This window comes from Streptomyces sp. NPDC030296 (genome assembly GCF_055572815.1).
The window spans coordinates 379,024-396,966 of record NZ_JBVICQ010000003.1; the positions used below are offsets into that span (position 1 = coordinate 379,024).

At 71.7% G+C, this 17,943-nt stretch carries 18 protein-coding genes; 10 read left to right on the forward strand and 8 right to left on the reverse strand.

Annotated features, from left to right (window positions below):
* Positions 1 to 121 precede the first annotated feature (121 nt).
* Positions 122 to 1,270 carry a cystathionine gamma-synthase gene (locus ACZ4Z3_RS09725; RefSeq protein WP_468500468.1) on the forward strand — a complete coding sequence of 383 codons (1,149 nt, stop codon included), beginning with the start codon at positions 122 to 124 and terminating at the stop codon, positions 1,268 to 1,270.
* Positions 1,271 to 1,295: 25 nt separating this feature from the next.
* Here the strand turns inward: ACZ4Z3_RS09725 and ACZ4Z3_RS09730 are convergent, their stop codons facing one another.
* From ACZ4Z3_RS09730 to ACZ4Z3_RS09740, 3 genes are all read right to left on the reverse strand, one after another.
* Positions 1,296 to 1,544, reverse strand: a complete 249-nt coding sequence (locus tag ACZ4Z3_RS09730) for a hypothetical protein (RefSeq protein WP_468500469.1) — start codon at positions 1,542 to 1,544, stop codon at positions 1,296 to 1,298.
* Entirely contained in the window at positions 1,541 to 2,032 is a 492-nt protein-coding gene (locus tag ACZ4Z3_RS09735; RefSeq protein ID WP_468500470.1) for a sigma factor-like helix-turn-helix DNA-binding protein, read from the reverse strand. The genes ACZ4Z3_RS09730 and ACZ4Z3_RS09735 overlap by 4 nt, the downstream gene beginning before the upstream one ends.
* 183 nt (positions 2,033 to 2,215) lie before the next feature.
* Entirely contained in the window at positions 2,216 to 2,710 is a 495-nt protein-coding gene (locus tag ACZ4Z3_RS09740; RefSeq protein WP_180303777.1) for a MarR family winged helix-turn-helix transcriptional regulator, read from the reverse strand.
* A 164-nt stretch (positions 2,711 to 2,874) separates the two neighbouring features.
* Between ACZ4Z3_RS09740 and ilvA the strand changes: the two genes are divergently transcribed.
* The 3 genes from ilvA to ACZ4Z3_RS09755 all read left to right on the forward strand — a co-directional run bounded on the left by ilvA (position 2,875) and on the right by ACZ4Z3_RS09755 (position 6,118).
* A complete protein-coding gene (ilvA, locus tag ACZ4Z3_RS09745; RefSeq protein ID WP_468500471.1) occupies positions 2,875 to 4,104 on the forward strand; it encodes a threonine ammonia-lyase in 1,230 nt (409 codons plus the stop codon).
* 194 nt (positions 4,105 to 4,298) lie between these two features.
* Positions 4,299 to 5,315, forward strand: coding sequence for an ATP-binding cassette domain-containing protein (locus ACZ4Z3_RS09750; protein WP_468500472.1), 1,017 nt, complete (start codon positions 4,299 to 4,301; stop codon positions 5,313 to 5,315).
* 5 nt (positions 5,316 to 5,320) lie between these two features.
* Positions 5,321 to 6,118, forward strand: coding sequence for an ABC transporter permease (locus ACZ4Z3_RS09755; protein ID WP_468500830.1), 798 nt, complete (start codon positions 5,321 to 5,323; stop codon positions 6,116 to 6,118).
* 68 nt (positions 6,119 to 6,186) lie between these two features.
* Here the strand turns inward: ACZ4Z3_RS09755 and arr are convergent, their stop codons facing one another.
* The 3 genes from arr to ACZ4Z3_RS09770 form a co-directional block, all read right to left on the reverse strand.
* Entirely contained in the window at positions 6,187 to 6,597 is a 411-nt protein-coding gene (gene arr, locus ACZ4Z3_RS09760; RefSeq protein WP_468500473.1) for an NAD(+)--rifampin ADP-ribosyltransferase, read from the reverse strand.
* A gap of 190 nt (positions 6,598 to 6,787) precedes the next feature.
* Positions 6,788 to 7,288 (reverse strand): transcription elongation factor GreA, encoded by a 501-nt coding sequence (gene greA, locus ACZ4Z3_RS09765; RefSeq protein ID WP_055713106.1) that lies wholly within the window; start codon positions 7,286 to 7,288, stop codon positions 6,788 to 6,790.
* Positions 7,289 to 7,510: 222 nt separating this feature from the next.
* A complete protein-coding gene (locus ACZ4Z3_RS09770) occupies positions 7,511 to 7,909 on the reverse strand; it encodes a DUF4307 domain-containing protein (RefSeq protein WP_468500474.1) in 399 nt (132 codons plus the stop codon).
* Between the two features lie 248 nt (positions 7,910 to 8,157).
* Between ACZ4Z3_RS09770 and mca the strand changes: the two genes are divergently transcribed.
* Both mca and ACZ4Z3_RS09780 read left to right on the forward strand, forming a co-directional pair.
* The gene (gene mca / locus ACZ4Z3_RS09775) at positions 8,158 to 9,009 is read left to right on the forward strand and encodes a mycothiol conjugate amidase Mca (protein WP_181361864.1); all 852 of its coding nucleotides are present in this window, start codon (positions 8,158 to 8,160) and stop codon (positions 9,007 to 9,009) included.
* Between the two features lie 21 nt (positions 9,010 to 9,030).
* Complete coding sequence (locus ACZ4Z3_RS09780; protein ID WP_468500475.1) at positions 9,031 to 9,279, forward strand: hypothetical protein; 249 nt, start codon at positions 9,031 to 9,033, stop codon at positions 9,277 to 9,279.
* A 136-nt stretch (positions 9,280 to 9,415) separates the two neighbouring features.
* Here ACZ4Z3_RS09780 and ACZ4Z3_RS09785 read toward each other — a convergent pair whose 3' ends face one another.
* Together ACZ4Z3_RS09785 and ACZ4Z3_RS09790 are read right to left on the reverse strand one after the other, a co-directional pair.
* Positions 9,416 to 12,661 carry a tetratricopeptide repeat protein gene (locus tag ACZ4Z3_RS09785; RefSeq protein ID WP_468500476.1) on the reverse strand — a complete coding sequence of 1,082 codons (3,246 nt, stop codon included), beginning with the start codon at positions 12,659 to 12,661 and terminating at the stop codon, positions 9,416 to 9,418.
* Positions 12,662 to 12,791: 130 nt separating this feature from the next.
* Entirely contained in the window at positions 12,792 to 13,778 is a 987-nt protein-coding gene (locus ACZ4Z3_RS09790; protein WP_468500477.1) for an ArsR/SmtB family transcription factor, read from the reverse strand.
* Positions 13,779 to 13,961: 183 nt separating this feature from the next.
* Between ACZ4Z3_RS09790 and ACZ4Z3_RS09795 the strand changes: the two genes are divergently transcribed.
* From ACZ4Z3_RS09795 to ACZ4Z3_RS09810, 4 genes are all read left to right on the forward strand, one after another.
* Positions 13,962 to 14,426, forward strand: coding sequence for a peptidoglycan-binding domain-containing protein (locus tag ACZ4Z3_RS09795; RefSeq protein ID WP_468500478.1), 465 nt, complete (start codon positions 13,962 to 13,964; stop codon positions 14,424 to 14,426).
* Positions 14,427 to 14,517: 91 nt separating this feature from the next.
* Complete coding sequence (locus tag ACZ4Z3_RS09800) at positions 14,518 to 14,976, forward strand: peptidoglycan-binding domain-containing protein (protein WP_468500479.1); 459 nt, start codon at positions 14,518 to 14,520, stop codon at positions 14,974 to 14,976.
* Positions 14,977 to 15,007: 31 nt separating this feature from the next.
* Complete coding sequence (locus ACZ4Z3_RS09805) at positions 15,008 to 15,778, forward strand: peptidoglycan recognition protein family protein (protein ID WP_468500480.1); 771 nt, start codon at positions 15,008 to 15,010, stop codon at positions 15,776 to 15,778.
* A gap of 60 nt (positions 15,779 to 15,838) precedes the next feature.
* A complete protein-coding gene (locus ACZ4Z3_RS09810; protein WP_468500481.1) occupies positions 15,839 to 17,881 on the forward strand; it encodes a thioredoxin domain-containing protein in 2,043 nt (680 codons plus the stop codon).
* The last annotated feature ends 62 nt before the right edge of the window (positions 17,882 to 17,943 follow it).

Below are 17,943 nucleotides of genomic sequence, written 5' to 3' on the forward strand. Positions count from 1 at the left end.
GGGTGCGCCCGCCCCAGGCGCAGGGGTGGCCGGCCGAGCCGCCGCGTGTTCGCCGCAGTCGCGGGGGCCCGTCGGAGGCGTGGCGCGGTCCTTGGTCGGTGGAAGACATACCCTCGGGGTCATGAGCGACAGCTACACGCACTTCGAGACCCTCGCGATCCATGCCGGCAACACCGCGGATCCCCTCACCGGCGCGGTCGTCCCGCCGATCTACCAGGTCTCGACCTACAAGCAGGACGGCGTAGGCGGCCTGCGCGGCGGCTACGAGTACAGCCGCAGCGCCAACCCCACCCGCACCGCGCTGGAGGAGAACCTCGCCGCCCTGGAGGGCGGCAGCCGCGGCCTCGCCTTCGCGTCCGGACTGGCCGCCGAGGACTGCCTGCTGCGTACGCTCCTCAGCCCCGGCGACCACGTGGTCATCCCCAACGACGCGTACGGCGGCACGTTCCGCCTCTTCGCGAAGGTCGTCTCCCGGTGGGGCGTGGACTGGTCGGTGGCCGACACCAGCGACCCGTCGGCCGTACGCGCCGCCATCACCCCGAAGACCAAGGCGGTCTGGGTGGAGACCCCCTCCAACCCGCTGCTCGGCATCACCGACATCCCGGCCGTCGCGCAGATCGCCCGCGAAGCCGGCGCGAAGCTCGTCGTCGACAACACCTTCGCGACCCCCTACCTCCAGCAGCCGCTGGCGCTCGGCGCGGACGTCGTCGTGCACTCGCTCACCAAGTACATGGGCGGCCACTCCGACGTCGTCGGCGGCGCCCTGATCGTGAGCGACCAGGCCCTCGGGGACGAACTGGCGTACCACCAGAACGCGATGGGCGCGGTCGCCGGGCCGTTCGACTCCTGGCTCGTGCTGCGCGGCACCAAGACCCTCGCCGTGCGCATGGACCGCCACAGCGAGAACGCCACGAAGATCGCCGACATGCTGACCCGGCACCCGCGCGTGTCCCGCGTCCTCTACCCGGGCCTCCCGGAGCACCCGGGCCACGAGGTCGCCGCCAAGCAGATGAAGGCGTTCGGCGGCATGGTGTCCTTCCAGGTCGAGGGCGGCGAGGAGGCGGCCGTCGCGGTCTGCGACCGCGCCAAGGTGTTCACCCTCGGCGAGTCCCTCGGCGGCGTCGAGTCCCTGATCGAACACCCCGGCCGCATGACGCACGCCTCGGCCGCGGGCTCGGCCCTGGAGGTCCCCGCCGACCTCGTCCGCCTCTCCGTGGGCATCGAGAACGTCGACGACCTCCTCGAAGACCTCCAGCAGGCGCTCGGCTAGTACGCGTACTACGCGCCGGCCGTGCTCACCAGCCGGTCACGGGTGGGGTCGTCGTGGACGGCGGCTCCACCCAGGGGCGGGTCGTCGACGCCCACACGGCGAACGCGACCACGGCGGCCAGCAGCACCAGCCACATCACGTGCCGGGCCGTCGTCCTGCGCCGCAGCATGCGGCCGCCCCGCCGCACCGCGTCCGCGCACAGCTCGGGCGGCACCGGCGGCGGCCGACGGTCCAGGATCCGGCGTACGGCGGCCTCCCGCTCCCGTAGGTTCATGACGGTGCCACCTCCACCACCGGGGGGACGGTTTTCTCGCGCCGCGGATGCAGGACCGTCGCCATCGCCCGCAGGCAGATCGCCCGGACACGTTCGGCGGGCATCCCGAGCAGCGCCGCCGTCTGCTCCTCCGCGACCCCCTCGTACAGCCTGAGGACGAGGACCAGCCGCTCCTGCGGACCGAGCGCCCTCAGCACACCACCGGGCGGGGGACGGAAGAAGCCGTGGTGGTGCCAGGCCCCGCGTTCGAAGCGGAGGGCCAGCTCACGGCGGGTCCGGTCGTAGGGGTCCTCGCCGCGCAGACCGTCCCAGACGGCGTACGTATGAGCGAGGGCGCGCGTGAGCAGCCGCCGCGCGCGGGGGTTGTCGTCCGGCGGCTCCGCCGTGAGCAGGGTGGCGGTCTGCAGCAGCCGCCCCGCCGCACCCGCGACGAACGCCTCGAACTCCCTGTCCCTGCGGGAGGCTTGGGCCACGTTCCGTTGTCGCACCGCGCCTCCCCCTGAGGCCGACCTGAGCAGGCGGGCCCGGCCACGCACGACAGGGCCCGATCTCATATGAGGCCAGGAGCGGGCGCCCGGTCAAGACTCGGGCGGCACACAGCAGGACTGGGGCGGCGCACCGGACGGGCGCCACGCGCACGCGCGTACCCGCGAAGCGGTACGGCCCGGTGCTCAGGACGGCGACGGCGCCTCGGGGGCGGAGGCCATGCGGGCCGAGAGCGCGGTGTTGAACCGGGTGAGGAGGGAGCAGAACGCCTCGCGCTCCCCGGGCGCCCAGTCCTGGGTCAGCTCGGCCATCAACTGACGCCGGGAGGAACGTACCTCCTCGAGTCGGGAGAGTCCGCGCGGGGAGAGCTGGAGGACCACCGCGCGGCCGTCCTCCGGGTGCGAGGTGCGCTTGACGAGACCGGTGTCCACGAGCGGCGCCACCTGCCGCGTGACCGTCGACGAGTCGATCCCCATGCTCGCCGCGAGCGCCTTGACGCCCATCGGCCCCTCCTTGTCGAGGCGGTTGAGCAGCAGGTAGGCGGCGCGGTCCATGGAGTTGCGCACCTGCCCGACACCGCCGAGCCGGGTCTGTTCGGCACGGCGCGCGAAGACCGCGACCTCGTGCTGCAGCGTGTCGAGAAGACCGGTGTCACCGACGGTCGTCATGTCCATCGACATTTCAGGTGTTGTGGGCATGGCCAAAGGCTCAATTCATGCGTGGGGCGCTGGTGGTGGGGGACAGAGTACGCGGACCGGGCGCGGGGTGTACGGGCGCCGCTGAAACCCGTCCCGCGCCTTGGTCACACCCGCGTCCCGACCCTGTGAACTGCGAGACTGATGTCATGAGCTACAGCACGGCTGACTCCTTGCCGGGGGTGACGCTCGACGACGTGCGAGGCGCCCAGAAGATGCTGACGGGCATTTCACGTGTCACCGCGATGGAGGGCAGCAGGCATCTTTCGCAGCTCGTCGGCGCTCCGGTGCACTTCAAGTGCGAGAACCTCCAGCGGACGGGTTCGTTCAAACTGCGCGGCGCGTACGTGCGCATCGCCGGCCTGCTGCCGGAGCAGCGCGCCGCCGGAGTGGTCGCCGCGAGTGCGGGCAACCACGCCCAGGGCGTCGCCCTCGCCTCCTCGCTGCTCGGTGTGCGCTCCACGGTCTTCATGCCGAAGGGCGCGCCCCTGCCGAAGATCAGCGCGACCGAGGAGTACGGCGCCGAGGTGCGCCTGCACGGCACGGTGGTCGACGAGACGCTGGCCGCCGCGCAGGAGTACGCGGCCGGGACGGGCGCGGTGTTCATCCACCCCTTCGACCATCCCGACATCATCGCGGGCCAGGGCACGGTGGGTCTGGAGATCCTGGACCAGTGCCCCGAGGTGCGCACGATCGTCGTCGGCATCGGCGGCGGGGGTCTCGCCGCGGGCATCGCCGTCGCGGTGAAGTCGGTACGGCCCGACGTGCGGATCATCGGTGTGCAGGCGGAGGGCGCCGCGGCGTACCCGCCCTCGCTCGCGGCGGGCAGGCCCCTGGCCGTCACGAACCCGGCGACGATGGCCGACGGCATCAGGGTCGGCCGGCCCGGCGACGTGCCGTTCGAGATCGTCGCCGACCTGGTCGACGAGGTGCGCACCGTCTCCGAGTACAACCTCTCCAGCGCCCTGCTGCTCTGCCTGGAGCGGGCCAAGCTGGTCGTGGAACCGGCCGGCGCCAGCCCCGTCGCGGCCCTGCTGCGCGACCCGGGAGCCTTCGAGGGGCCGGTCGTCGCGGTGCTCTCCGGCGGCAACGTCGACCCGCTGCTGATGCAGCGCATCCTGCGCCACGGCATGGCCGCCGGTGGCCGCTACCTCCAGGTCCGCCTCCGGCTGACCGACCGCCCCGGCGCCCTCGCCACCCTCCTCGGTGTGCTGTCGGCGGCGGACGCCAACGTCCTGGATGTCAGCCACGTCCGGACCGACCCCCGGCTCGGCCTCACGGAGGTGGAGGTCGAACTGCACCTGGAGACGAGGGGTCCCGCCCACTGCGTCGAGGTCGGGAGCGCCCTGCGCGAGGCGGGCTACACGGTCATCGACTGACGCCCCGCTCGGCGAAACCCGAGGTCAGGCAGCCCTGTGTCACTCGTTCGGGGAAGTCCATTGAGAGACGCGATACATCGCGTTATGGTGTGTGTCACGCCGCCGGCGCGGCAAAAGTCGCGTCCGCCCCGGCGCGGAGCGAAACGCACAAACCTAGGCTTTGCGAAGGAACCCCGACGACGTGGAGAAATCACATGCCAGGCGCCATCCATGCCGAAGGTCTGGTCAAGACCTTCGGTGACGTCAGGGCTCTGGACGGTGTCGACCTCGATGTACCCGAGGGCACCGTCCTGGGCCTGCTCGGGCCGAACGGCGCGGGCAAGACCACCACCGTCCGCTGCCTCACCACCCTGCTGCGCCCCGACCGGGGCACCGCGACGGTCGCGGGCATAGACGTCCTCAAACACCCCGACGCCGTCCGCCGCTCCGTCGGCCTCTCCGGCCAGTTCGCCGCGGTCGACGAATATCTGACGGGCCGTGAGAACCTGCAGATGGTCGGCCAGCTCTACCAGATGCGGGCCAAGGCCGCGAAGGCCCGCGCGAGCGAACTGCTGGAGCAGTTCCACCTCGCCGACGCCGCCGACCGCACCGCCAAGACCTACTCCGGCGGTATGCGCCGCCGTCTCGACCTGGCGGCCGCGCTCGTCGTCTCACCGCCGGTGATGTTCATGGACGAGCCGACCACCGGCCTCGACCCCCGCAACCGGCAGCAACTGTGGGACGTCATCAAGCAGTTGGTCTCCGGCGGCACGACCCTGCTGCTCACCACCCAGTACCTGGAGGAGGCCGACCACCTCGCGCACGACATCGCCGTCGTCGACCACGGCCGGGTCATCGCCCGCGGCACCTCCGACCAGCTCAAGGCCCGCACCGGCGGCGAGCGCGTCGAGGTCGTCGTGCACGACCGCGAGCACATCCCGACCGCCGTCGAGGTGCTGAACGGCTTCGGCAAGGGCGAGACGACGGTCGAGCAGCACACCCGCCAGCTCACCGTGCCCGTCACCGGCGGCGCCAAGCTGCTCGCCGAGGTCATCCGCGAGCTGGACGCCCGCGGTATCGAGATCGACGACATCGGACTGCGCCGCCCCACCCTGGACGACGTGTTCCTCTCCCTGACCGGCCACACCGCCGAGGTGAAGGACGAGGCCGAGACGAACGGCGAGGCGGCCGACGCCAAGGGGCGCGGGCGCAGAAAGGAGAGCGCGAAGTGAGCACCATGAGCGATTCCCTGGTCATCGCCCGCAGAAATCTGATCCGGATGAGCCGGATTCCCGAGATGGTCATCTTCGGGCTGATTCAGCCGATCATGTTCGTGGTGCTCTTCACGTATGTCTTCGGTGGCTCGATGAACATCGGCGGCTCCACCGACCCGGACGTCTACAAGAACTTCCTGATGGCCGGCATCTTCGCGCAGACGGTCACCTTCGCCACCGCGGGCGCGGGCGCCGGCATCGCCGACGACATGCACAAAGGCCTGATCGACCGTTTCCGTTCCCTGCCCATGGCGCGCGGCGCGGTCCTCACCGGTCGCACCATGGCCGACCTCGTCCAGACGGCGCTGACCCTGCTCGTTCTGGCGGCCGTCGCGCTCGTGGTGGGCTGGCGCCCCGGCTTCGCGGAGCCCACCAACTTCGGCAAGGTCATGGCCGGCTTCGGCCTGCTGCTGCTCCTCGGCTACGCCTTCACCTGGATCGGCGCCCTGATCGGCCTGAGCGTCCGCACCCCCGAGGCGGCCACATCGGGGGGCCTGATCTGGCTCTTCCCGGTGACCTTCATCTCCAACGCGTTCGTGGACTCCTCCCAGATGGCGTCCTGGTTGCAGCCGATCGCCGAGTGGAACCCGTTCAGCGCCACCGTCCAGGCCTGCCGCACGCTGTTCGGCGACCCGGGCGTCTCCCCGTCCGACGCGTGGCCGATGGCCCACCCCGTCTGGGCCTCGATCATCTACTCGATCGTGATCATCGCGGTCTTCCGCACACTCGCGGTCCGCAAGTACCGCCGAGCCGCCGGCTGATCGTGGTGGGCCGGGCCGGGCCGGGCCGGGCCGGGCGGGGTGAGGTGGACGGGGCAGGCCGGGGGAGGCTAGTTGATGATCTCGGCGCGGTCGTCCAGGCGGATCGCGGCGAGCCGGTCCCGCCACATCTGGAGGGCTTCGGGGGGCAGTCGCGTCCAGTCGGTGACCTCGCCGACGATCCGGAGCGGCTCCCTGCTGCGATAGGAGCGGGTGGGATTGCCGGGGAACTTCTTGTCGGTGACGTTCGGATCGTTCTCGAAGTCCCCGGTGGGTTCGACGACATACACCCGCGGGGCCCCCTCGCCGGCGGCGAGTTCGGCGGCGAGCCCAGCCCCGTCTCGCAGGGCGGTGAAGTAGATGTGGTTCATCACGATCTCGGGCCGGTAATTGGACCGGAAACCGGCGGTGAGGTGATCTCCGACGTTCAGCTCGGCCTTCGTACCGTGGTAGAAGGGTCCCTCGTCCAAGGCCTCATTCATCGGCCCAGGTTAACAACCCGGCGCATAGGCAGCGGCGGGCCCGGAGCAGCCCCCCGGCGGGCATGACGAGGCCCCCGGCGGGCATGACGAGGCCCCCGGTGCCGAAGGGCGCCGGGGGCTCGTGGGCAAGCCGGGGGCCGGGGGTGACCGGAGGCGGCGGCGCGGTCGCGCGGGCCGGCTCCGGTGCCGCTCAGCTCTGGTAGGGCTCGGCCTTGAGGATCCGCACGGAGGCGAGCTTGCCGTTCGGCAGCTCGTACTGGGCGTCCTCGCCGACCTTCTTGCCGATCACGCCCGAGCCGAGCGGGGACTGCGGCGAGTAGGTCTCGATGTCCGAGCTGGCGTACTCGCGGGAGGCGAGCAGGAACGCCAGGGTGTCGTCCTCGTCGCCGTCGAAGGCGATCGTCACGACCATGCCGGGCGCCACCGCGCCGTCCGCCGACGCGGGTGCCTCGCCGACCTTGGCGTTCTCCAGGAGCTGGGTCAGCTGGCGCACACGGAGCTCCTGCTTGCCCTGCTCTTCCTTGGCCGCGTGGTACCCGCCGTTCTCGCGCAGGTCGCCCTCCTCGCGCGCGGCCGCGATCTTGGCTGCGATCTCCGTGCGCGCAGGACCAGACAGGTACTCCAGCTCGGCCTTGAGCTGGTTGTACGCCTCCTGGGTCAGCCAGGTGACGTTCTCGCTGGTCTGGGTCACAGGTGCTCCTCGTAGGTACTGGGAATACAAAGCATCGCCCTACCCAGAAGAATGTTCCTCCATGAGTGGGCGAAACCACGAGCCTAACAATTCAGTGGCCCAAGGGGGAGGACATAAACCACAAGCATTACGTCACCGCAGGTCAGCGCGTTGTTTCGAGCGTCACACGCCGGAGGTTCGACACACGCCGGAGGCTCGACACACGCTGGAGGTTCGACCGGATCAGCCGACGTGGCAGCCGACGAGTTCCGCCGTGGTGCCGCGGGAGGTGGTCTGGAGGGTGACGACCTCGTCGATGTCGGTGGTGGCGGCGGCGAAGCGGAAGTCGGCGCGACCGACCTCGGCACCGTTCTCCGCCTGGGAGCGGACCGTGCAGTAACCCTCGACACCGGCGTCCTTGTCGCCCGTGAGGTGTACCTTCACCGACTTCGCGGACGTCTCGAACGTGAGGATCTCGACGCTGATCCGGTTCCCGGCGACATAGTGGTACGCGAACCAGCCGATGAGGACGAGCAGGGCGGCGCCCAGGACGGCGCCGATGACCTTGAGCTTGCGGTCGGCGCGCTCGTCCGCGGAGCGGCCGTAGCGGCCCTCGGGCAGCTGAGTGCTCGCCGTACTCATGATCGTCCTCTCGGAGTGGGCCGGAACGCGGTCCCCCACGGGGGGTCCAAGGTCCGGACCGGGAATATCCCGCCCCCCGATTCGGTCACTATAGAAGCCTTCCGCCCAGCGCCTGACGGCCGCCCCGACGGGGGTGTCCGCGCGGGACGGCAGTATGGACTCACCGGATCGCGCCGGGCCGAGTCACCGCAGTACAGGCCGGGCGCCGACTTACGAGGGAATGAGTCTTGACTGACCAGCTGCGACTGATGGCCGTGCACGCGCACCCCGACGACGAGTCGAGCAAGGGTGCGGCCACCATGGCGAAGTATGTGTCCGAGGGGGTGGACGTGCTGGTCGTGACCTGCACGGGCGGGGAGCGCGGCTCCATCCTCAATCCGAAGCTCCAGGGCGACAAGTACATCGAGGAGCACATTCACGAGGTACGCAAGAAGGAGATGGACGAGGCCCGCGAGATCCTCGGCGTCGAGCAGGAGTGGCTCGGCTTCGTCGACTCCGGTCTCCCCGAGGGCGATCCCCTGCCGCCCCTTCCCGAGGGCTGCTTCGCCCTGGAGGACGTCGACAAGGCGGCCGGCGAGCTGGTCAGAAAGATCCGGGCGTTCCGTCCCCAGGTGATCACGACCTACGACGAGAACGGCGGCTACCCGCACCCGGACCACATCATGACCCACAAGATCTCGATGGTGGCGTTCGAGGGCGCGGCGGACACCGAGAAGTACCCGGAGGACGCGTACGGCCCGGCGTACCAGCCGCAGAAGCTGTACTACAACCAGGGCTTCAACCGCCCCCGCACCGAGGCCCTGCACAACGCCCTGCTGGCCCGCGGCCTGGAGTCCCCGTACGGGGACTGGCTCAAGCGGTGGGACGAGTCGGACCACAGGAACCGCACGCTGACCACGCACGTCCCGTGCGCCGAGTTCTTCGAGATCCGTGACAAGGCCCTCATCGCCCACGCCACGCAGATCGACCCCGACGGCGGCTGGTTCCGCGTCCCGATGGAGATCCAGAAGGAGGTCTGGCCCACCGAGGAGTACGAGCTCGCGAAGTCCCTCGTGGACACCTCGCTCCCGGAGGACGACCTCTTTGCGGGCATCCGCTAGCCCTGGGGGACAATGCCAGACATGAGCTTCAGCCTGGCAGTCACCACGCACGTCCTCCCCCTCGCCAAGGAGCTGGACAAGGACAAGGTCACCCCCGGCGTCCTCGGCTTCATCGTCTTCGCGGTGATGGCCCTGGCCGTCTGGGGCTTGATGAAGTCGATGAACAAGCACATGGGCAAGGTCGACTTCGAGGAGACGCCGGACCCGGCCGCCTCCGGCAAGGCCGGCACGGCCTCGGCGTCCGGGAAGACGTCCCCGGCGAAGGGCTGAGCCCCCTCATGAAGGGCTGAGCCCCCCGCGCCGGTCCGACGGCGTGATTCCGTGACACCGCGACCGCACCGACATCGGCAGACAGCGACACCGACATCGGAACCGGCACCGGGTCATGGAGTCATGCCGTGCTGCCTCACTGGCCCGCCGTCACCGCCACCCCCATCACCTCGCGGGCGTGCCGGTTCGGGACCATGCCCAGGGTCCAGGCGCGCCAGCCGGCCTCCAGGTTCACACCGCGTTCGAGGAGGAGCTCGTACGCCTCGATGTACTCGGTGAGCTTCTCGTCACGCAGCGGATGGGGCGTGCGGGACAGCTGGGCGAGTTCCTCCTGGGCCACCGCCGTGCCGATCTCGACGCCGCCCGGTGCGCCGTACGGCAGCATCGTGCAGCGCAGGAAGCGCGCCCAGTCCTCGCCGCGGCGGTCGCCGTAGGACGCGAACAGGTGCGTGGCCTCGTCGCACAGGGCGAGCGCCTGCGGGATGCGGGCGTTGCCGGCGTCCACGACCGCCAGTTCCAGACAGGTCCACGCCTCGCCGTGGGCGACGCCGATGCGCTGGAAGTCGGCGCGGGCGTCGACCAGCAGCTGACGGGCGAAGCCCGAGTTGCGCAGCGAGCCCGTCTGCACGGCCCGCTGGTCCCGGGTGACGCGTGCCGAGTGGTGCCGGGCGCAGGCCAGGCCGTACACGTCACGCATCCGCGAGAACATCGTCCGTGACCGCTCCAGCTCCCTGACCGCCTGGTCGAGGTTGCCCGTCTCCTCCAGCGACTGCCCCAGGTAGTAGCCGGTCCACGCCTCGCCGCGGGCGTCCTCGTTGTCGCGGTGGTGGGTGAGCGCCTGCCGGAGGCCGTCGACGGCGGCGGACGGGTCACCGGCGACGAGACGGGCCCGCGCGAGCTGCGTCATGCTCCAGGCCTGGCCCCGCGCGTCACGGGTGCGGCCGAACAGGTCCAGCGCGATGCGCAGCTCGCCCTCCGCCCGCGGGACGTCGCCCATGCGCAGCAGCAGCTGGCCGAGCTGGAAGTGCGCCCAGCCCTCACCGTGCAGGGACTCCTGCTGACGGTGGACGACGAGGGCGCGGGTCAGCAGGTCCAGCGAGTCGGCGAGCCGGGAGCGGTCGCGTTCGACCGCCGCCAGCGCGTGCATCGTCCAGGCGCGGTCGGCCGCCAGCTGGGGGACCGCCTGCATGTCCAGGGCCTCGTGCAGCTTGGCCGCCGCCTCGGTCAGATTGCCCTGGTGGTGCAGGGTGATGCCGAGGGAGCACAGGGCCCGGGCGGCGCCCGCGTCGTGGTTGGTCTCCATGTACAGGTCGACCACCGACGCCAGCGTCGTACGGGCCTTGTCCAGCTCGCCCAGCTGACGGGCCGCGATACCCGTACGCCACTGCACCGAGCGGGTCAGCAGCCCCTGGTCCACCGACTGGGCCAGCTCACTCAGCTCACCGAGGCGGTAGAGGTCGCCGCGCAGCAGGCAGTAGTCGCACAGCGCGCCCAGCAGGCTGAGGACAGCCGCCTGGTTCACGCCCTCCGCGTGCCGCAGCGTGGAGGTGATGAAGCTCGTCTCGTCGTCCAGCCAGCGCAGCGCCTCGTCCAGCGACACGAAGCCGTGCGAGCCGAAGCGGTCCGAGCGGGTCGACATGTTGCCGTCGACCAGGCGGAGCACCGAGTCGGCGAGGTCCGCGTACGTGACGATCAGCCGCTCCTGCGCGGCCGTGCGCTCGCTCGGCTCCTCCTCGTCCACCAGCCGGGCCTGCGCGAAGGCGCGCACCAGGTCGTGCAGCCGGTACCGGTTGCCGTGCACATGGTCGATCAGCCCGGCGCGGGCCAGCGCGGTGAGATGGCGGGTCGCCTCCGTCTCGTCCGTGGCGAGCAGCGACGCGGCCGCCGCCGCGCCCAGGGAGGCCCGGCCCGCCAGCGCCAGCCTGCGCAGCAGCCGACGGGACGGCTCCGACTGGTCGGTGTACCGCAGCCACAGCGCGCGCTCGATCGGCTCGACCGGGCCGTACGCGCCCAGGTCCGCGGCGAGCCGGCGCGGGGTGCGCGGGCCGAGGGACGAACCGGCGACGCGCAGTGCGAGCGGCAGACCGCCGCACAACCGCCGGATACGGGACAGCGACTCGACGTCGTGCGCGGGCGCGGAGCCCGTCGCGGCCGAGCCCTCGTGCGCCCCGGCCGACAGGGCGGAGGCGTCCTGGGCCGCCGTGCCCAGCAGTTCCCGCGTGCCGTCGCCGTCCAGCGCCTCGACGGGCAGCTGGTGCACCCAGGCGGGGAGGTCGGCGGGCAGCGCCAGCGGGGCGCGGGCGGTGACGAGGACGAGGCTGTCGGAACGTTCGGGGACGAGGGCGCGGACCTGCTCGGGGTCGGAGGCGTCGTCGAGGACGATCGTGACCGGCAGCGCCGTCAGATGCTGGTGGTACAGCTCGCTCAGCCGCTTGACCTGCTGGTCCTGCGAGGTGCGCTCACGGAACAGCAACTGCTCGCGGGGCGCGCCGAGCCGGTTCAGCAGATGCATCAGCGCGTCCCGCGTCGACAGCGGGGTCTCCCCGGGGCTGTCGGCGCGCAGATCGACGACGCAGGCGCCGCGGAAGTAGTCGCGCAGATCGTGGGTGGCCCGCACGGCGAGCGTGGTACGGCCTGAGCCGGGCACGCCGTGCAGGACGACCACCGTCGGCCGCGTCTCGGTCTCGGCGCGGGCCGCCTGCACCCACTGGCGGATCCTCGCCATCTCCGCCCGCCGGCCCGCGAACCGGTCGTCCGTCTCGGGGAGTTGGGCGAACGACTGCTCCAGCACATTGCGCCGGCGGGCCGCCGCGCTCTTGTCGGCGCCCCGCAGCCGGGGCGCCTTCTTCTGGGCGGTGGAGGCGGTCAGCACGCGCTGCTGGTCCAGGAACGGGCGTATCCCGCGCACCTCCAGCGCCGTCAGCCACTGCAACCGCAGCTGCTCCGGGCCGCCGGGCTGGCCCAGGGCGCCCGCGTGGTGGTGCGCGGCCGGCAGATGCGAGGCGGTCACCTTCAGCACCGTGGCGACGGCGCTCGCGACGCCGACGATCAGACCGGTGCTCACGGCGGTGCCCGCGTCGACGCCGAACGCCAGGTCCGTCACCACGGCGGTGCCCGCGGCGACGGCCGCCACCAGCAGGGGAGTTCCGGAGCCCTCCCGCGCGTAGCGCTGGCCGAAGGTCAGCCGGCCCGCCTCCGACTCGTCCAGTGCGCGGGTGTACGCCTCGTACTCCTCCGCCGCGTTCTGCGCCATCGTGTCCAGGGCGGCCCGAGCGCGGCCCAGCAGGACGACCCCGTCGGTACGGCCACCCGATCTGCGGACCTCCTCCTCGACCGCCCGGACCAACAGCCGTTCGGCCTCCCCCCGGTGGCTGTCCCGCATCACACGTCCCCCTTCGCCGAAACGGCTTTCCCAGGCCAGTGTGGAGCGGATGGGGCGCACTGGCGAGAGGGCGTGGATCAGCCCGGGGTCGCATGCGCGGGCGCACGGGAGGACTGGTCCGTACGAGGGCTCAGGTGCCGGTTCGCAGCAGTGCGGCGCCGGCGGGGGCCAGGGTGTGCAGGACGGACTGGCCCTGGCGGTGGCTGATGATGAGGCCCGCGTCGCGCAGGACGGTGGTGTGGCGGGTGGCGGCGGCCGCCGAGACCCCCGCGGCACGGGCGAGTTCACCGGTCGTGGCGCCGGTCACGGTCGCCTGGAGGATGACGGCGCGGGTCGTGCCGAGGAGCGCGGAGAGCGGGGCCCGTGCCTGCCGGGCCTCGGCGTCGTCGGCGCGGGGAGCCCGGTGGCGCAGCGGATAGGCGAGGACGGGCGGGAGATCGGAATCGGCCAGCGACACCGGGCCGCCCCAGCAGAAGTACGACGGCACGAGCGTGAGGCCCCGCCCCCGTAAGTACAGATCACGGTCCTCGGCGGCGTACTCCACCGACAGCGTGGGGGGTTGCCACCGCATGTACGGTCCCAGCCCGGCCAGGAGCCCGTGGACGCCGCCCTCCAGCAGGGCGCGGGCGCGGACGGAGCGGTCGGCGTCGACGTGCGCCTGGATGTGCTCGCCATGGGGGTGGATGGCGACGTCGTAGTAGGTCCGCATGGCGTGGACGAACTCCTTGCGCTCCCGGCTGTCCGCCAACCCCCGGGACCACGCGGGCGCACCGCTCACCCGGTCCAGAATGGCCAGTTCCCGCAGGACGCGTCGGCGGGGAACGCCCAGGACCGCGTCGAGGCCCGCCTCCAGGCCCTCGGATGATTCACCCGGTGTCAGGAAATCCGGGAAATAGGCGCCACGCGGGTAAAGGGGCAGCAATACATTGCGGACGGCGGGTGCGAGCCCTTTCTCGTGCAGATCCACGCGGGTGGTCCGATGCCAGTCCGCGTAGGACCACAGGCCTCGACGGCTTTGGAAGCGGAGGAGGCTGAAAAAGATCTCCCAGAGCGGATCAGGTCGGGACGCGACCTGGACGCGTGCGAGATCGGCGTCCGTGAAGTGTATGCGGAGCATTCAATTCCCGTCGTGGAACTGGGCTTTTGCGCTCAGGCGCAAAATTATTTCGATGTGGCGGGGATGCTGACAAGGTGCGCACAGAGCCCGATACGGATCGGCCGAAAACCAATCCGGAAGGGACCGTGGCATCCCGTACGGCAATAGCTTCGGGTGCCGCCCTACGACCCCAAGGGGGAACGAATGCGACCGAATGTCATGGCCCGGACGCTTGTCAGCCTCACCGCCGTCGTCGGAATTGCCGCCGGGACCCTGGCCGGTGCGAGCGCCGGCTTCGCGGCGTCCGAGTCGGCTCCGGGACAGGCGGTGACCGCCGACGCCAGGGTTCTCGCGGTGGTCAACCTCGGCCTGAGCACCAACCAGGCCAAGGGCGTCCAGCGCTGGCTGAGGGCCGAGTGGGGCTACACCGACTCGATCGACGGGCAGTTGGGCACCGACAGCTGGAAGGCGTTCCAGCGCCACCTCAAGGCGCACCACGGCTACCGGGGGTCCATCGACGGGATCGTCGGCAGCGGCACCGTGAGCGCGCTGCAGCGCTTCCTGAAGAACAACGGCTGGGGTTACGCCGGCGAGATCGACGGCCAGGCCGGGCCGCAGACCCAGGCGGCGTTCAAGACCTTCGCCAACTGGTGCGTGGACGTCTACTAGTGGCCGGTCCCGAGCCGGGCGGCGCACCCCGGCCCCGCCGGGACGCGCGCCGCTCGGCGGGGGCAGTCACCCGACCCGGGGGGGAGAAGCCATGCGCCTACGCACCCACAGCTCAGAGCACCTCCGTATCGCCGCGATCGCCGTACTGGCCGCCGGAACGCTCCTGACCGGGGCACCCACGGCGAGCGCCGCGCCGTCCGAGCCCCACTGCGATCACATCGACGACCCCGCCCGGCCCACGGTCCGACCGGGCGATGTGAGCCCCGCGGTGCGTCAGGTGCAGTGCCTCGTCAACCAGTACAGCGGCTACCCCCGTTGGCTGGAAGAGGACGGGACCTACGGTCCGAGGACCCAGGACGCCGTCCGCTGGGTACAGAACTGCAACGGGACCACGGGCGGTCCCGACGGCATCGTCGGCCCCAGCACCTGGTCCCGGCTCTACACACCCAAGCCGGAGTGCGCCTTCCAGCGCCCCGCCGCCGAAGGCGCGGAACACGCGGAACACGCGGAACAGGCGGAACGGGCCGGCCGGACAGGACACGACGCGTGAGACGGACTGACGGACCAGGGAGAAGCGCAAGATGAGGCACTCGGACTCCACCGGCTCCCGAAGTGGACGGCAGGGGGCCTCCCCGGCCTCCCCCCTGCCCCGGCGTGCGGTCCTGACGGCCCTCGGGGCCGCCGCCACCGCCGCGGTCACCGGCCCGTCGCCGGCGGCGGCCGCCACGGCGGTCCCGTACACGCTGCTGACCCGCAGGGACTGGGGCGCGGACGAAACGCTGCGCTTCGCCGCCGACGGCAGGGAACTCTGGCCGCCCGAGTACCACCCGGTCCAGACGCTCACCGTCCACCACACCGCCGACGGCGGCACCGACCCGGACCCGGCCGCCCGGGTGCGGGCGATCTACCGCGAGGAGGCGGTCGGCGCCGACGACTACGGCGACATCGGCTACAACTACCTGATCGACGAGAACGGCAGGGTGTACGAGGGGCGCTGGTCCGGCACCGACGGCACGCCCGCCCATGACGCCGCGGGGCGCCTCGTCACCGGGGCGCACGTACGGGGCTACAACTCCGGGAACGTCGGCATCGCGCTGCTGGGCACGCTGACCGACAGGCCCGCGTCCGCCGCCGCACGCGCCACGCTGGTCCGGCTCCTCGCCGAACTCGCCGAGCGCCACTCGATCGATCCCCTGGGCAAGGTGGCCTACCGCAACCCCGTCAGCGGCGCCGGCCGGGTCGCGCCCGCGATCGGCGGGCACCGTCACTGGGCGAGCACCGACTGCCCCGGCTCGCTGTACACCGCCATGCCGTCCCTCCGTGACGAGGTCGCGGCCCTGATGGCCGGGTGACCCGGCACTCACCCCCGTGCCGCACGGGCGGCGGTCCGGTGGGTGCGCAAGGATGGAGGTATGTCCAATCGACTCGCGCAGTCCACGTCCCCGTACCTCCTGCAGCACGCGGACAACCCTGTCGACTGGTGGCCCTGGGAGCCGGCCGCGTTCGAGGAGGCCCGGCGGCGCGGCGTCCCCATCCTGCTGAGCGTGGGCTACAGCTCCTGCCACTGGTGCCACGTCATGGCCCACGAGTCCTTCGAGGACGACGAGACCGCCGCCTACCTCAACGCCCACTTCGTCAACGTCAAGGTCGACCGCGAGGAGCGGCCCGACGTCGACGCCGTGTACATGGAGGCGGTGCAGGCGGCCACCGGGCACGGCGGCTGGCCCATGACCGTCTTCCTCACCCCGGACGCGGAGCCCTTCTACTTCGGTACGTACTTCCCGCCGGCGCCCCGCCACGGCATGCCCTCCTTCCAGCAGGTGCTGGAGGGCGTGCGGGCGGCCTGGGCGGACCGGCGGGACGAGGTCGCCGAGGTGGCCGGGAAGATCGTCCGGGACCTGGCCGGCCGGGAGCTGAAGTTCGCCGCCGTCGAGGTCCCCGGCGAGCAGGACCTCGCCCAGGCGCTGCTCGGCCTCACCCGCGAGTACGACGCCTCCCACGGCGGCTTCGGCGGGGCGCCGAAGTTCCCGCCGTCCATGGTGATCGAGTTCCTGCTGCGGCACGCCGCCCGCACCGGCTCCGAGGGCGCTCTGGAGATGGCGCGGGACACCTGTGAACGCATGGCCCGCGGCGGTATCTACGACCAGCTCGGCGGCGGCTTCGCCCGCTACTCCGTGGACCGTGAGTGGGTCGTGCCGCACTTCGAGAAGATGCTGTACGACAACGCCCTGCTCTGCCGGGTCTACGCCCACCTGTGGCGGGCCACCGGCTCCGAACTGGCCCGACGGGTCGCGCTGGAGACCGCCGACTTCATGGTCCGCGAACTGCGTACCGCCGAGGGCGGGTTCGCCTCCGCGCTGGACGCCGACAGCGACGACGGGACCGGCCGGCACGTCGAGGGCGCCTTCTACGTGTGGACCCCGGAGCAGCTGACCGAGGTGCTGGGGGAGGAGGACGGCAGGCTCGCCGCCCAGTACTTCGGCGTCACGGAGGAGGGCACCTTCGAGCACGGCGCCTCCGTCCTGCAACTCCCGCAGCAGGAGGGCGTGTTCGACGCCGAGCGGATCGCGTCGGTCAAGGAGCGGCTGCTGCGTGCCCGAGCCGAGCGCCCCGCCCCCGGCCGGGACGACAAGGTCGTCGCCGCCTGGAACGGCCTCGCCGTCGCCGCGCTGGCCGAGACCGGCGCCTACTTCGACCGGCCCGACCTCGTGGAGGCCGCCCTCACCGCCGCCGACCTCCTCGTACGGCTGCACCTGGACGAGCAGGCGCGGCTCGCCCGTACCAGCAAGGACGGGCAGGCCGGGGCCCACGCGGGGGTGCTGGAGGACTACGCGGACGTCGCCGAGGGGTTCCTGGCGCTCGCCTCCGTGACCGGTGAGGGCGTGTGGCTGGAGTTCGCGGGGTTCCTGCTCGACCATGTGCTCGTCCGGTTCGTCGACGAGGAGTCGGGCGCGCTGTACGACACGGCGGCCGACGCGGAGAAGCTCATCCGGCGGCCCCAGGACCCCACCGACAACGCCGTCCCCTCGGGGTGGAGCGCGGCGGCCGGGGCGCTGCTCGGGTATGCCGCGCACACCGGGTCCGAGCCCCATCGGACCGCCGCGGAGCGGGCGTTGGGCGTGGTGAAGGCGCTCGGGCCGCGGGCGCCGAGGTTCACCGGCTGGGGGCTCGCCACCGCGGAGGCACTGCTCGACGGGCCCCGTGAGGTCGCGATCGTCGGTCCGGACGGGGATCCGCGGACGAGGGAGCTGCACCGTACGGCCCTGCTCGGCACGGCGCCGGGCGCGGTCGTCGCCGTGGGGGCCGAGGGCAGTGACGAGTTGCCGCTGCTCGCCGACCGTCCGCTCGTCGGCGGTGCACCGGCGGCGTACGTCTGCCGTGACTTCACCTGTGACGCGCCCACGACGGACACCGACCGTCTTCGTACGGCCCTTCGAACAGCCTTGAACGGCTGAAAAGCGCCCCTGACGTGCAGGGACGAGGTCGAACAACTGGCTGGAATTGGGCGAGTGTTCGG

Bases quoted from the DNA above. Each gene is read 5' to 3' on its own strand.
- ACZ4Z3_RS09725 (WP_468500468.1), top strand. From the start codon at position 122: ATGAGCGACAGCTACACGCACTTCGAGACCCTCGCGATCCATGCCGGC.
- ACZ4Z3_RS09730 (WP_468500469.1), bottom strand. From the start codon at position 1,544: ATGAACCTACGGGAGCGGGAGGCCGCCGTACGCCGGATCCTGGACCGT.
- ACZ4Z3_RS09740 (WP_180303777.1), bottom strand. From the start codon at position 2,710: ATGTCGATGGACATGACGACCGTCGGTGACACCGGTCTTCTCGACACG.
- ilvA (WP_468500471.1), top strand. From the start codon at position 2,875: ATGAGCTACAGCACGGCTGACTCCTTGCCGGGGGTGACGCTCGACGAC.
- ACZ4Z3_RS09750 (WP_468500472.1), top strand. From the start codon at position 4,299: ATGCCAGGCGCCATCCATGCCGAAGGTCTGGTCAAGACCTTCGGTGAC.
- ACZ4Z3_RS09755 (WP_468500830.1), top strand. From the start codon at position 5,321: ATGAGCGATTCCCTGGTCATCGCCCGCAGAAATCTGATCCGGATGAGC.
- arr (WP_468500473.1), bottom strand. From the start codon at position 6,597: ATGAATGAGGCCTTGGACGAGGGACCCTTCTACCACGGTACGAAGGCC.
- ACZ4Z3_RS09770 (WP_468500474.1), bottom strand. From the start codon at position 7,909: ATGAGTACGGCGAGCACTCAGCTGCCCGAGGGCCGCTACGGCCGCTCC.
- mca (WP_181361864.1), top strand. From the start codon at position 8,158: ATGGCCGTGCACGCGCACCCCGACGACGAGTCGAGCAAGGGTGCGGCC.
- ACZ4Z3_RS09780 (WP_468500475.1), top strand. From the start codon at position 9,031: ATGAGCTTCAGCCTGGCAGTCACCACGCACGTCCTCCCCCTCGCCAAG.
- ACZ4Z3_RS09785 (WP_468500476.1), bottom strand. From the start codon at position 12,661: ATGCGGGACAGCCACCGGGGGGAGGCCGAACGGCTGTTGGTCCGGGCG.
- ACZ4Z3_RS09790 (WP_468500477.1), bottom strand. From the start codon at position 13,778: ATGCTCCGCATACACTTCACGGACGCCGATCTCGCACGCGTCCAGGTC.
- ACZ4Z3_RS09795 (WP_468500478.1), top strand. From the start codon at position 13,962: ATGCGACCGAATGTCATGGCCCGGACGCTTGTCAGCCTCACCGCCGTC.
- ACZ4Z3_RS09800 (WP_468500479.1), top strand. From the start codon at position 14,518: ATGCGCCTACGCACCCACAGCTCAGAGCACCTCCGTATCGCCGCGATC.
- ACZ4Z3_RS09805 (WP_468500480.1), top strand. From the start codon at position 15,008: ATGAGGCACTCGGACTCCACCGGCTCCCGAAGTGGACGGCAGGGGGCC.
- ACZ4Z3_RS09810 (WP_468500481.1), top strand. From the start codon at position 15,839: ATGTCCAATCGACTCGCGCAGTCCACGTCCCCGTACCTCCTGCAGCAC.